This is a genomic window from Streptomyces sp. SID486, assembly GCF_009865385.1.
Taxonomy (GTDB): Bacteria; Actinomycetota; Actinomycetes; order Streptomycetales; family Streptomycetaceae; genus Streptomyces.
The window spans coordinates 29,337-41,607 of record NZ_WWJT01000788.1 but is presented as its reverse complement, the minus strand read 5'-3'; the positions used below and the strand labels follow the sequence as shown (position 1 = coordinate 41,607).

The 12,271-nt window shown below is 71.4% G+C and carries 12 protein-coding genes; 7 read left to right on the top strand and 5 right to left on the bottom strand.

Annotation, left to right across the window (positions count from 1 at the left end):
* The first annotated feature begins 79 nt into the window (after positions 1-79).
* From GT045_RS37225 to GT045_RS37205, 5 genes are all read left to right on the top strand, one after another.
* Entirely contained in the window at positions 80-901 is an 822-nt protein-coding gene (locus GT045_RS37225; RefSeq protein ID WP_237539178.1) for a helix-turn-helix transcriptional regulator, read from the top strand.
* Positions 902-929: 28 nt separating this feature from the next.
* Positions 930-1,283: a cytidine deaminase gene (locus tag GT045_RS37220; RefSeq protein WP_161336919.1), complete on the top strand. Its 354-nt coding sequence runs from the start codon at positions 930-932 to the stop codon at positions 1,281-1,283.
* A 198-nt stretch (positions 1,284-1,481) separates the two neighbouring features.
* Positions 1,482-1,958 (top strand): hypothetical protein, encoded by a 477-nt coding sequence (locus tag GT045_RS37215; protein WP_161336918.1) that lies wholly within the window; start codon positions 1,482-1,484, stop codon positions 1,956-1,958.
* A gap of 151 nt (positions 1,959-2,109) precedes the next feature.
* Positions 2,110-3,438, top strand: coding sequence for a beta-xylosidase (locus GT045_RS37210; RefSeq protein ID WP_161336917.1), 1,329 nt, complete (start codon positions 2,110-2,112; stop codon positions 3,436-3,438).
* A 103-nt stretch (positions 3,439-3,541) separates the two neighbouring features.
* Positions 3,542-4,558: a DUF916 domain-containing protein gene (locus GT045_RS37205; protein WP_161336916.1), complete on the top strand. Its 1,017-nt coding sequence runs from the start codon at positions 3,542-3,544 to the stop codon at positions 4,556-4,558.
* On the opposite strand, the gene GT045_RS37200 is transcribed toward GT045_RS37205, so the two are convergent.
* On the bottom strand, positions 4,452-4,790 hold the full coding sequence (locus GT045_RS37200; RefSeq protein WP_161297437.1) for a P-II family nitrogen regulator: 339 nt from the start codon (positions 4,788-4,790) through the stop codon (positions 4,452-4,454). The two genes, GT045_RS37205 and GT045_RS37200, sit on opposite strands and share 107 nt — an antisense overlap.
* Entirely contained in the window at positions 4,787-6,097 is a 1,311-nt protein-coding gene (locus GT045_RS37195; RefSeq protein WP_161297439.1) for an ammonium transporter, read from the bottom strand. Before GT045_RS37195 ends, GT045_RS37200 begins: the two co-directional genes overlap by 4 nt.
* Positions 6,098-6,285: 188 nt before the next feature.
* On the opposite strand from GT045_RS37195, the gene era reads away from it, so the two are divergent.
* Positions 6,286-7,239, top strand: a complete 954-nt coding sequence (gene era, locus GT045_RS37190; protein WP_161297441.1) for a GTPase Era — start codon at positions 6,286-6,288, stop codon at positions 7,237-7,239.
* A 103-nt stretch (positions 7,240-7,342) separates the two neighbouring features.
* On the opposite strand, the gene GT045_RS37185 is transcribed toward era, so the two are convergent.
* The 3 genes from GT045_RS37185 to GT045_RS37175 are packed head-to-tail and all read right to left on the bottom strand — an operon-like array spanning position 7,343 to position 10,073.
* Positions 7,343-8,656: a GH1 family beta-glucosidase gene (locus GT045_RS37185; protein WP_161297443.1), complete on the bottom strand. Its 1,314-nt coding sequence runs from the start codon at positions 8,654-8,656 to the stop codon at positions 7,343-7,345.
* A gap of 58 nt (positions 8,657-8,714) precedes the next feature.
* Entirely contained in the window at positions 8,715-8,981 is a 267-nt protein-coding gene (locus GT045_RS37180; protein ID WP_161336915.1) for a protealysin inhibitor emfourin, read from the bottom strand.
* Positions 8,982-9,002: 21 nt separating this feature from the next.
* Positions 9,003-10,073, bottom strand: a complete 1,071-nt coding sequence (locus tag GT045_RS37175) for a M4 family metallopeptidase (RefSeq protein WP_161336914.1) — start codon at positions 10,071-10,073, stop codon at positions 9,003-9,005.
* 334 nt (positions 10,074-10,407) lie between these two features.
* On the opposite strand from GT045_RS37175, the gene leuA reads away from it, so the two are divergent.
* A complete protein-coding gene (leuA, locus tag GT045_RS37165; protein ID WP_161297449.1) occupies positions 10,408-12,129 on the top strand; it encodes a 2-isopropylmalate synthase in 1,722 nt (573 codons plus the stop codon).
* Positions 12,130-12,271 lie beyond the last annotated feature (142 nt).

Here is a 12,271-nt window from a genome sequence, read left to right as displayed (position 1 = left end):
GACGACGGGGGAGGAGCGGTACGTGCCTGCTGTGGGGGCGCCGAGGAGCCGACGGCACGACGAGCTGCGCGAGTTCCTGATGAGCCGGCGGGCCCGGGTCAGTCCGCAGGACGCCGGACTGCCGGGCGGCGGCGGCCGGCGACGTACGCCCGGACTGCGCCGGGAGGAGGTCGCCGTGCTCGCCGGGGTGGGTGCCTCCTGGTACCAGTGGCTGGAGCAGGGGCGGGACATCTCCGTCTCCCCGCAGGTCCTCGACGCCGTCGCCCGCGTGCTCCGGCTCAGCGACGCCGAACGCCGGCACCTGTACCTGCTGGCCGGGCTGAACCCGCCCACGCCCGAAGTCGTGGACGGCCGGCGGGACATGTGCGACGGGCTGCGCCGCCTGATCGACACCTGGATGCCGTACCCGGCGCACATCATGGACCTGTACTACAACTGCGTGATGTACAACGACGCGGCGGCGGTCGTGCTCGGGATGCGGCAGGACCGCACCCAGAACTGCCTGGTCGACTTCTTCGTCGACCCGCTGTACCGGTCGCGCAGCAACAGCTGGGAGCGGAACGCGCGCACCGTCGTGGCGCAGTTCCGGGCCGCGTGCGCGGCCCGGCCGGACGACGAGGGGTTCCAGTCGGTGCTCGCCGAGGTCAGCGCGGCCAGCGCGGAGTTCCGTCAGATGTGGGCGCAGCGGGACATCGAGGACCAGGGGCAGATCCGCAAGGAGCTGAACCATCCGGCGGCCGGGCTGCTGGTCGTGGAGTCGACCGCGATGAAGGTGCCGGCCCGGCCCGATCTGCTGATCGTGCTGCACACCCCGCTGGACGAGGCGAACACCGCGGCGAAGCTGGAGTGGCTCGCCTCCCCCGAGGGACGGCGGGGCGCGATGTACCCCGTGGCGGGGTGAACCCGCGGCGGCTTCGTATGCTCTGGGCATGACCGAGAGCAACGCGCTTGACCCCGAGGACCGCAAGATCGTGACCCTGGCCCGTTCCGCGCGGGCCCGCAACGGTGTGCCCGAGGGGGCGGCCGTACGCGACGACACCGGGCGTACGTATGTCGCCGGGTCGGTGGAGCTGGCCTCGCTGAAGCTCAGCGCGTTGCGTACGGCCGTCGCCATGGCCGTGGCCTCCGGTGCCACCTCCCTGGAGGCGGCGGCGGTGGTGAGCGAGGCGGAGTCGGTGCCGGACGAGGACCGGGCCGCCGTCGCCGACCTGGGGGGTGCCCGTACGCCGGTGCTGCTGGCCGGGCCCGACGGGACGGTGCGGGTGACGGTCTCCGCCGGCTGAGCGGACGCCGACCGAACAGAAGGTCGGCTGGAATTCAACCTTGTTGGGTCCTCCGTGCGGCGCGTCAATGGGCCATAGGTTCCGACGGGCCGTCAGATCCGCACCGCCGCGCAGTGTGCCCGCACCCGCCTGCTCCGGCATCCCCGTCCGTCGGCGTCCCCACACGGCACCTCCCAACGGAAAGGGAAGCGGATCCCCATGAGAGGCAAGCGCACGGCAACAGGTGCGGCACTGGCCGCCGGGGCCCTCGCGGTCACCGGACTCGCCTTCGCGCCCACCGCGGCCGCCGTCACTCCCCAGACGGCGACCATCAACGCGAGCTGCGGCATCTTCGGCGGTGGCGCGGCCACGCTCACCGCCACCCAGAGCGGCACCTCGGCCACCCTCACCCTGACCTCCTCCGCGATCACCGCGCCGGTCGCGGTGGCCCAGGACACGATCACCTCCACGCTCACCATGGCCAAGGCCGGCGGCGGCACCGTCGTGTTCAGCGGTACGAAGAACCCGGCCATGAGCGCGGGCTCCTCCGTCAGCGTCGGCCCGCTCCCCGGCACCGTCACCTCCGGCGCTAGCCTGGACGCCTACGGCGGCTCGCTGAAAATGGTGATCTTCGGGGTCACGGTGACCTGTACGGCGACGGCCAGGCAGGCGCCCGGCCCGTTCGTCTTCAGCTGACCGCCCCGGGTCATCTGTTCCGGATGCCGCAGAAACTGATGATCCGTCAGATTTCTGCGGCATCTCCATTGACTTCTCACCCCCGCTCCACATCAATGCCCCCTGTCGGCGCAGACGAGCCGCTGCGCCAGCGACCCTCAGGAGGGGGCCCATGGGTTCGACACCCCGAAGAGCCCGACGGTGGCGCTGGGCGTCACTGCTCGGGGCGACCGCCCTCGCGGTCACCGCGGGCGGCGCGCTGGCCTGCCCGGCCGGCGCCGCCGGCACGAACGTGGACTTCGCCACGCACTGCATCCCGCCCGCCGTCGCCGGCATCCCGCCGATCGACGGCACCACCACCGCGAGCGTGTCGGTGGACAACACCACCCCGAAGGTCGGCGACACGGTCACCGTGACCTACACGGTGGTCACCGCCGCCGCCAGCAACCCCACCGACCTGGCCCTGCCGGCCGACATCATGACGCCGACCGGCAAGGTCACCCTCGGCGGCGCCCAGACCGGCGGCGTGACCGTCGCCGGACCGAAGAAGAACCCGCCGGTGCCGGGGCGGGCCGCCTTCCCGTCCTTCTCCATGACCGGCACGTTCACCGTCACCGCGCCCGGCCGGATCACCCTCTCGCCCGGCGACTACAACATCCACACCAGCTACATCCTGGAGCTGGACACCCCCTGTACCGTCATCACGCCGCCCGCCCCGGTCTCGCAGACCGTGACCGCGACCGACGGCACCCCGGCCAACACCCGGTCCATCTCGCTCGGCTCCGCCTCCGGTGACCCCGGCGCCGCGGTCACCGTCAGCGGGACGCACTTCACCCCGGGCGCGGCCGTCACCCTGGCCGGCCGGGCCGGTGACACCCAGACCGCGGACACCGCGACCGTGACCGCGAACGCCCAGGGCTCCTTCAGCGGCTCCCTCGTCGTCAACGACACGGCGACGACCGGGATCGTGGCCTACGAGGGCGGCTCCTGGAACGCGGACAAGGGTGCCGGTCCCGCGGCCTACGCCGTCAACGACACCACACCCGTCCCGGACGGCAGCCAGAAGCTGACCACCACCGTCAAGGCGGGCACCCTGTCCATGTCCCAGGCCGGGGACTCCGTCGCCCTGTCGGCGGTCGACTTCGGCCAGGGCGGAGCCTCCACCGGCGCCCTGAACACGGTGACCGTCAAGGACTTCCGCGGCGGCCCCGCCGGCTGGTCCCTGACCGGCAAGGTCACCGACTTCAGCGGCCCCGGCGCCAAGGTCGACGCGGGCAGGCTCAGCTGGACCCCGGCCTGCGCGACCAAGGCGGGCAGCCCCAGCACCTGCAAGGCAGGCACCGCGGGCACCGTCGGCACCTCGGGAGCGACCCTCGCCTCCACCCCGAACGGCACCCTCACCGGCGGCGAGTTCACCGTCGACGCCGGCCTCTCCCTGGACGTACCGGCGTTCACACCCCCCGGCTCGTACTCCGGAGTCCTGACCCTCACCCTCACCTGACCGAGCGCAACCGACACCGGTGGCCGGGCGCCCCGCCGTACGACCGGGGCCGCACCCGTCCGACCGCCACCGCCCGCCCGAGCCCACGCGGGGGTCCGCACCCATGCGCACGCCGTACGCCCTCCTCCTGAGCCTGCTCCTCCTCCTCGGCCTGCCGTCCGGCACCGCCCACGGCGCCGACAACGGCAGCTGGTCCGTCTACCCGGTCGCCTCAGAGGTCGCCGCGCGGCCCTACTTCACCCTCACCGCCGAACCCGGCCAGACCCTCACCGACCGGGTCGCCGTCCAGAACAAGACCGGCCGGCCGCTCACCTTCCGGCTCTACGCGGCCGACGCCTACAACACCACCCGGGACGGCGGTTTCGCCGTGCGCACCCTGAGGGAACACATGCGCGGGGTGGGCGCCTGGGCCAGACCCGCGAAGACCCGCGTCACCGTGCCGGCCCACCGCACCGTCACCGTGCCCTTCACCCTGCGCGTCCCCGACGACGCCGTGCCGGGCGACCACCCCGGCGCCGTCGTGGCCCTGGACGAGCGGATCGCCCCCGGCAGCGGAAAGCTCGCCCTCGGGGTGCAGCGGGCCGTCGGCGCCCGTGTCTACCTCCGCGTCGGCGGGCCCACGCTGCCCGCCCTCTCCGTCGAACACGTGCGTGTCAGCCACCATCAGCCGCTCGTCCCCGGCCTCGGCGACAGCACGGCGACCATCTCCTACACCCTGCGCAACACCGGCAACGTCACCCTCGCCCCCAGGGTGGAGCTGACGGCGCGCGGGCTGTTCGGCCGTACGCTGCTCGACCGGGACCTCGCCCGGGTGCCCGCCGAACTGCTGCCGGGCCAGCGGGTACGGCTCACCGAGACCTGGCGCGGGGCGCCGCAGTTCGACCGGGGCGACGTGACCCTGACCGCGAGCGCGCCCGGCACCCGCCAGTCGGCCGGGGCCGGCTTCCTCGCGCTGCCCTGGCTGATGGTGGCGCTGGTCCTCGCCGCCGGTGCGCTGACCGGGGCGCTGCTGGTCAGAGCGCGTCGGGCCCGCGCTCGCCGGTGCGCACCCGCACGACCGTCTCCACCGGAACGGACCACACCTTCCCGTCCCCGATCTTCCCCGTCTGCGCGGCCCTGACGACCGCGTCGATGACGTCCTCGGCGACGGCGTCCTCCACCACGACCTCGATACGCACCTTCGGCACCAGATCCACCCGGTACTCGGCCCCCCGGTACACCTCGGTGTGACCGCGCTGGCGGCCGTAGCCGCTCGCCTCGGTCACGGTCAGCCCGTGCACCCCCAGCTCCTGCAGAGCGGTCTTGACCTCGTCCAGACGGTAGGGCTTGACGATCGCGGTGATGAGCTTCATGCCTGGCTCTTGACCTTCTGGGCGGGGGAGAGGACGGAGGAGCTGACCGGGGCGCCGTGGCCCAGGACGCCGTGATCGTATGCCGTCTCGGCATGCACCGTAAGGTCCAGGCCGGTGTGCTCCTGCTCCTCGCTCGCCCGGAAGCCCAGCAGCCTGTCGATCAGCCTGCCGAGGCCGTACGTCACCGAGAAGGCGTACCCGCCCACGGCCACCACGGCGAGCAGCTGCCTGCCGAGCGGGGCGAGCCCGCCGCCGTAGAACAGTCCCTCCGCGCCACCGGTCATCGCCTTCTCGGCGAACAGGCCGATCAGCACGGTGCCGATGATCCCGCCGACCAGGTGGACACCGACGACGTCCAGGGAGTCGTCGTAGTTCAGCCGGAACTTCCAGCTCACGGCGTACGAGCAGACGACACCGGCGGCGAGGCCCACGACGAGCGCGCCGAGCAGGGAGACCGCGCCGCACGACGGGGTGACCGCGACCAGGCCGGCCACCGCGCCCGAGGCGGCGCCCAGGGTGGTCGGATGACCGTCGCGCCGCTGCTCGACGAAGAGCCAGCCGAGCAGCCCGGTGCAGCCGGCGGCGAGGGTGTTGAGGAACGCGGCGGCGGCGAGACCGTTCGCACCGAGCGCGGAACCCGCGTTGAAACCGAACCAGCCGAACCAGAGCAGGCCCGCGCCGAGGATCACCATCGGCAGGTTGTGCGGGCGCATGGCGTCCTTCTTGAAGCCGAGGCGGGGGCCGAGGACCAGACACAGGGCGAGACCCGAGGCACCGGAGGTGATCTCGACCGGAAGGCCGCCCGCGAAGTCCAGCGCGCCGAGGTCGTCGAGAATCCAGCCACCCGGCCCCCACACCCAGTGCGTCACCGGAACGTATACGAGGAGGGCCCAGACGGGGACGAAGACCAGCCACGCCGAGAACTTCGCCCGGTCGGCCACCGCGCCGCTGATCAGCGCGGCCGTGATGACCGCGAAGGTCAGCTGGAAGGTGGCGAAGAGAAGGGTGGGGACCGTGCCGTGGACGCCCGTCGGACCGATCCCGCGCATACCGGCGTGTTCCAGGCCGCCGATCAGACCGCCGCCGACGTCCTCCCCGAAGGCGAGGGAGTATCCGGCCGCCAGCCACACCACCGTGACCAGGGCGATCGACACGAAACTCATCATCAGCATGTTCAGGACGCTCTTCGTACGGACCATGCCGCCGTAGAACAGGGCCAGGCCCGGCGTCATCAGCAGGACGAGTGCGGTCGCGGCGAGCAGCCAGGCGGTGTCGCCGGTGTCTGCGTGGGCTGCGGCGAGGGTCACGGGCGTCTCCAACGGTGTGGGGGCTGCGTCAGAGGGTCACGGGTGCGCGTTTCCGGCCGCGTACAGGTGTGTTTCCGTGACGTTTCATCGCCCGAGGGTCACCGGGACCGCGCGGTACGGCGGAGCCTCGTGGACCACCGGGACCGCGCGGTACGGCGGAGCCTCGTGGATCAGGGACAATGAACGCCATGAGCGTTCGCACCCCGTCATCCGAGCAGCCGGCCGAGACCGCCCACCGTGCCGGCTTCGCCTGCTTCGTGGGCCGTCCCAACGCGGGCAAGTCCACCCTCACGAACGCTCTGGTCGGGCAGAAGGTGGCGATCACCGCGAACCAGCCGCAGACCACGCGGCACACGGTACGCGGCATCGTGCACCGGCCCGACGCCCAGCTGATCCTGGTCGACACCCCGGGGCTGCACAAGCCGCGCACGCTGCTCGGCGAGCGGCTCAACGACGTCGTACGGACCACGTGGGCCGAGGTCGACGTGATCGGTTTCTGCCTGCCGGCGAACGAGAAGATCGGTCCCGGTGACCGCTTCATCGCCAAGGAGCTGGCGGGGATCAAGAAGTCCCCGAAGGTCGCCATCGTGACGAAGACCGACCTGGTCGACTCCAAGACCCTCGCCGAGCAGCTGATCGCCATCGACCAGCTGGGCAAGGAACTGGGCATCGAGTGGGCGGAGATCGTGCCGGTGTCGGCCGTGGGGTCCAAGCAGGTCGATCTGCTGGCCGACCTGCTGATCCCGATGCTGCCCGAGGGCCCGGCGCTCTACCCGGAGGGCGACCTCACGGACGAGCCCGAGCAGGTGATGATCGCCGAGCTGATCCGCGAGGCCGCGCTGGAAGGCGTCCGGGACGAGCTGCCGCACTCCATCGCGGTGGTCGTGGAGGAGATGCTCCCGCGTGAGGACCGTCCGGCGGACAAGCCGCTGCTGGACATCCACGCCAACGTCTACATCGAGCGCCCCAGCCAGAAGGGCATCATCATCGGCCCCAAGGGCAAGCGGCTCAAGGACGTCGGCATCAAGTCCCGCAAGCAGATCGAGGCGCTGCTGGGGACGCCGGTCTTCCTGGACCTGCACGTGAAGGTGGCGAAGGACTGGCAGCGCGACCCGAAGCAGCTGCGGCGACTGGGCTTCTAGCCACCCGGCCCGGCCCCGCGGTCACTCGAGGGACGACGCGCGCCGCGGGGGGAGCGGCTCCCCGGCAGGTTCGTCCGGTGCGCGGTCGTCCTCGTCCGGCGGGTCACCTCTGCGCCCGCAGCACCTCCCGGAACCAGTGGTAGGAGGACTTCGGGGTGCGGGTGAGGGTCTCGAAGTCCACGTGCACCAGGCCGAAGCGGCGGGCGTAGCCCTCCGCCCACTCGAAGTTGTCCAGCAGGGACCACACGAAGTAGCCGCGCACGTCGACCCCGGCCGCCAGTGCCGTGTGCAGGGCCCGGATGTGGGCGTCCAGGTAGGTGATGCGGTCCTGGTCGTCGAGGCCCTCGTAGGAGCAGCCGTTCTCGGTGATGATCACGGGCGGGAGCCGGTCGCCGTAGCGGTCGCGGAAGCCGGTGAGCAGTTCGGTGAGGCCCTCCGGGACCACCGGCCAGCCGAAGTCCGTGACCGGGCGGCCCTCGATCTCCCGCAGGGAGAAGGGGAGCCCGTCCGGGAGCGTGAGGCCGCCGTACTCGGTGTCGCCGTCTCCCGGCGCGCCGACCCGCGAGGGCGCGTAGTAGTTGACGCCGTACCAGTCGACCGGTTCGGCGATCACCTTCAGGTCCGCCTCCACGTCGCCCGGCATCAGCTCGCCGATGCCGTCCGGGTAGGCGCCCAGGAGGACCGGCTCGGCGAAGAGCCGGTTGAGCAGGAGGTCGTAGAGGTCCGCGGCCTCCACGTCGGCCTGTTCCGCCGAGGCGGCCCGGACCGGGCCGTGGGAGTTGGCGATGCCGATGTCCGTGGCGCCGGCCGCGCGCAGCGCCCGTACCGCGAGGCCGTGGGCGAGGAGCTGGTGGTGGGCGGCCGGGAGGGCGTCGAAGAGCAGCCGCCTGCCGGGGGCGTGCGCGCCGAGCGCGTGCCCGAGCAGGGTGTGCTCCGCGGGCTCGTTGAGGGTGATCCACTTCGTGACCCGGTCGCCGAGGCGGTCCGCCACCACGCTCACGTGGTCGGCGAACCGGGCCGCGGTGTCCCGCCGGAGCCAGTCCAGGGAAGCGGGCAGGTCCCAGTGGAAGAGGGTCGGGACCGGGCGCACGCCCGCCGCGCACAGCTCGTCCACGAGGCGGTCGTAGAAGTCCAGGCCGCCCGGGGAGCCGACGCGGGGCCAGGAGACCGAGAAGCGGTAGGCGTCGATCCCGAGATCCGCCAGCAGGGCCACGTCCTCGCGGTAGCGGTGGTAGTGGTCGCACGCCACCGCCGCCGTCGAACCGTCCTTCACCCGGCCGGGCTCGGCCGTGAACACGTCCCAGACGGACGGCTCCCGCTCGTCGGCCGCTCCCTCGATCTGGTGGGCGGAGGTCGACACGCCCCACAGGAAGCCGGCCGGGAACCGGGGGATCTCGGTGCCGGTGTCAGTCGCCATGGGCGGATCATCCGTACCCCCGCCGGCCGAAGTCAACGGGCGGGAGCGGGACGGGCCGCTACGCGCCTTCCTTCAGGACTCTCGACACCAACTCCCTTTCGTCGTCCGACAGTCGGGGGTCGGCCGCGTACACCGTGCGGCCGTCCACGGTGATCTCGTAGCCGAAGCCGTCCGGGACCCCCGCCGGCGGGGTGCCCCGGCCCGTGGCGAGGACCCGTCCGGCCAGGGTCTGCCACTCGTCGGCGTCGGGCCGGGCCGAGGTGTCCACCTCGGCCCGGCGCTCGATGCCCGCGAAACCGCCCGTGCGTCGTACTCGAATGCGCATGGGTGGATGTCTAGTACGGATCTACAGACTCCGCACCCCCACCTGGTCCCACGCCTTCTGCACGGCCTGGGCCTCGTCCCCGGCGCCGTACCGCTCCCGGGTCGCCTTCACCGTCAGCTTGGCGAAGTCGGCGAAGAGGGCGTCCTCCGCCAGTTCGCCGCCGGTGAGGACGTCGTACCAGATCTGGCCGGCCTTCTCCCAGGCGTGGCCGCCGAGGGCGGTGGCGGCCAGGTAGAAGGCGTGGTTGGGGATGCCCGAGTTGATGTGCACGCCACCGTTGTCGCGGCCGGTGTGGACGTAGTCGTCCATCGTCGCCGGCTGCGGGTCCTTGCCGAGGACGTCGTCGTCGTACGCCGTGCCCGGGGCCTTCATCGAGCGCAGCGCGGTGCCGGTGACGCGGGGGGCGAGGAGGCCGGCGCCGATCAGCCAGTCGGCCTCGGCGGCGGTCTGGCCCAGCGTGTACTGCTTGATCAGCGAGCCGAAGACGTCGGAGACCGACTCGTTGAGCGCGCCGGACTGACCGAAGTAGGTCAGGTTGGCGGTGTGCTGGGTGACGCCGTGGGTCAGCTCGTGGCCGATGACGTCCACCGGGATGGTGAAGTCGAGGAAGATCTCGTTGTCGCCGTCGCCGAACACCATCTGTTCGCCGTTCCAGAAGGCGTTGTCGTAGCCCTCGCCGAAGTGCACCGTGGCGTCGAGCGGCAGCCCGTGGTCGTCGATGGAGTGCCGGCCGTACGCCTTCAGGTACAGCTCGAAGGTGGCGCCGAGGCCCGCGTAGGCGCGGTTGACGGTGGCGTCGGAGCCGGGCTCGGAGCCCTCCTCGCGGACCTTGGTGCCGGGCAGGTCCTGGGTGTGCCCGGCGTCGTAGACCGTGCGGTGCGGACGGTCGGCGGCGGCGCCCGCGGGCGCGGCGGCGGAGGGGGCGCCGATCACCGTGGTCAGCCGGCGCTTGGTGCGCTGGTAGGCGTCGTGCTCCAGGGACCGGCGGGCGGGGCCGGACAGGGCGGGGTCCTCGTGGCGGGCGAGCCGGTCCAGGACGTGGGGCGGGACGATCGTGCAGAAGACGGGCTGGAAGCCCCCGTTGGTCGTCATGTCCGGCACCATTGCACTGTGTGATGTCGGTGTCACTACCTGCCACCATGATTGGTGAAATACCAGGACAGGGAGCGCGACGCTCCGTGACGGTGTGGTAGGGCGATGTGGTGCTGCGCACTTTTTGTCCTGATTTGCCGTGGGGTCCCGCATACTGGGACAGGCCCGCGCGCCCCGGAGCGGCTCGGCTAGGCTGCGGAGCATCATGCGTTCCTGGCTGCTTCTTCTTAGCTGCCGCGGCGAGGGCCTGTAGTCGAGGCCGACTCCCTCCCCGCGGAGCTTGGCGTTGCGTCGTCGGCCGTCCTTCCGGACACCCTGAGGAGCCTTACGCATCATGGCGAACCGCCAGCAGCCCAGCCCCATGCCGATCCACAAGTACGGCCGCTACGAGCAGGTCGACATCCCGGACCGCACCTGGCCCGGCAAGCGGATCACCGCCGCTCCCCGCTGGCTCTCCACCGACCTGCGCGACGGCAACCAGTCCCTGATCGACCCGATGTCGCCCGAGCGCAAGCGCCGGATGTTCGACCAGCTGGTCAAGCTGGGCTACAAGGAGATCGAGGTCGGCTTCCCCGCCTCCGGCCAGACCGACTTCGACTTCGTGCGCTCGATCATCGAGGAAGAGGGCGCGATCCCGGACGACGTCACCATCTCCGTGCTGACCCAGGCCCGCGAGGACCTGATCGAGCGGACGGTGGAGTCCCTGAAGGGCGCCAGGCGGGCCACCGTCCACCTGTACAACGCCACGGCCCCCGTGTTCCGCCGGGTGGTGTTCCGCGGCTCCAAGGACGACATCAAGCAGATCGCCGTCGACGGCACCCGCCTGGTGATGGAGTACGCCGAGAAACTGCTGGGCCCGGAGACCGAGTTCGGCTACCAGTACTCGCCGGAGATCTTCACCGACACCGAGCTGGACTTCGCACTGGAGGTCTGCGAGGCGGTCATGGACGTCTACCAGCCCGGTCCGGGCCGCGAGATCATCCTCAACCTGCCCGCCACCGTGGAGCGTTCGACCCCGTCCACGCACGCGGACCGCTTCGAGTGGATGCACCGCAACCTCTCCCGCCGCGAGTACGTGTGCCTGTCCGTCCACCCGCACAACGACCGCGGCACGGCGGTCGCCGCCGCCGAACTGGCCCTGATGGCGGGCGCCGACCGCATCGAGGGCTGCCTGTTCGGGCAGGGCGAGCGCACCGGCAACGTCGACCTGGTCACCCTGGGCATGAACCTGTTCTCCCAGGGCGTCGACCCGCAGATCGACTTCTCCGACATCGACGAGATCCGTCGTACGTGGGAGTACTGCAACCAGATGGAGGTCCACCCGCGCCACCCGTACGTGGGCGACCTGGTCTACACGTCCTTCTCCGGCTCCCACCAGGACGCCATCAAGAAGGGCTTCGACGCCATGGAGGCCGACGCGAAGGCCAGGGGCGTCACGGTGGACGACATCGAGTGGGCGGTGCCCTACCTGCCGATCGACCCGAAGGACGTCGGCCGCTCGTACGAGGCCGTCATCCGCGTCAACTCGCAGTCCGGCAAGGGCGGCATCTCCTACGTCCTGAAGAACGACCACAAGCTGGACCTGCCCCGCCGCATGCAGATCGAGTTCTCCAAGCTCATCCAGGTGAAGACCGACGCCGAGGGCGGCGAGATCACGCCGAAGGACATCTGGGCGGTGTTCCAGGACGAGTACCTGCCGAACCCCGAGAACCCGTGGGGCCGCATCCAGGTCAAGACCGGCCAGTCCACGACGGACACCGACGGCGTGGACACCCTGACCGTCGAGGCCACCGTCGACGGCGAGGACACCGTCCTGACCGGCTCCGGCAACGGTCCGATCTCGGCCTTCTTCGACGCCCTGCAGACCGTCGGCATCGACGTACGCCTGCTGGACTACCAGGAGCACACGATGAGCGAGGGCGCCTCCGCGCAGGCCGCCTCCTACATCGAATGCGCGATCGGCGACAAGGTCCTGTGGGGTATCGGCATCGACGCGAACACGACGCGTGCCTCGCTGAAGGCGGTCGTCTCCGCGGTGAACCGCGCGGCCCGCTGACCCCGTCCCACCGGGCCTTTCGACGCCCCGGCCGCCACTCACGGCGGCCGGGGCGCCGTCGATTGTCAGCCATCACGCCCCTCCGGTCACGGAAAGGTCTCCGACGGGGTACTGACTCCGCCGAGGTGATGTGGCTAACATC

What these genes read in the sequence shown, in the direction of transcription:
- GT045_RS37225 (WP_237539178.1), top strand. Translation starts at nt 80, where the DNA reads ATGAGCCGGCGGGCCCGGGTCAGTCCGCAGGACGCCGGACTGCCGGGC.
- GT045_RS37220 (WP_161336919.1), top strand. Translation starts at nt 930, where the DNA reads ATGACCGAGAGCAACGCGCTTGACCCCGAGGACCGCAAGATCGTGACC.
- GT045_RS37215 (WP_161336918.1), top strand. Translation starts at nt 1,482, where the DNA reads ATGAGAGGCAAGCGCACGGCAACAGGTGCGGCACTGGCCGCCGGGGCC.
- GT045_RS37210 (WP_161336917.1), top strand. Translation starts at nt 2,110, where the DNA reads ATGGGTTCGACACCCCGAAGAGCCCGACGGTGGCGCTGGGCGTCACTG.
- GT045_RS37205 (WP_161336916.1), top strand. Translation starts at nt 3,542, where the DNA reads ATGCGCACGCCGTACGCCCTCCTCCTGAGCCTGCTCCTCCTCCTCGGC.
- GT045_RS37200 (WP_161297437.1), bottom strand. Translation starts at nt 4,790, where the DNA reads ATGAAGCTCATCACCGCGATCGTCAAGCCCTACCGTCTGGACGAGGTC.
- era (WP_161297441.1), top strand. Translation starts at nt 6,286, where the DNA reads ATGAGCGTTCGCACCCCGTCATCCGAGCAGCCGGCCGAGACCGCCCAC.
- GT045_RS37185 (WP_161297443.1), bottom strand. Translation starts at nt 8,656, where the DNA reads ATGGCGACTGACACCGGCACCGAGATCCCCCGGTTCCCGGCCGGCTTC.
- GT045_RS37180 (WP_161336915.1), bottom strand. Translation starts at nt 8,981, where the DNA reads ATGCGCATTCGAGTACGACGCACGGGCGGTTTCGCGGGCATCGAGCGC.
- GT045_RS37175 (WP_161336914.1), bottom strand. Translation starts at nt 10,073, where the DNA reads ATGACGACCAACGGGGGCTTCCAGCCCGTCTTCTGCACGATCGTCCCG.
- leuA (WP_161297449.1), top strand. Translation starts at nt 10,408, where the DNA reads ATGGCGAACCGCCAGCAGCCCAGCCCCATGCCGATCCACAAGTACGGC.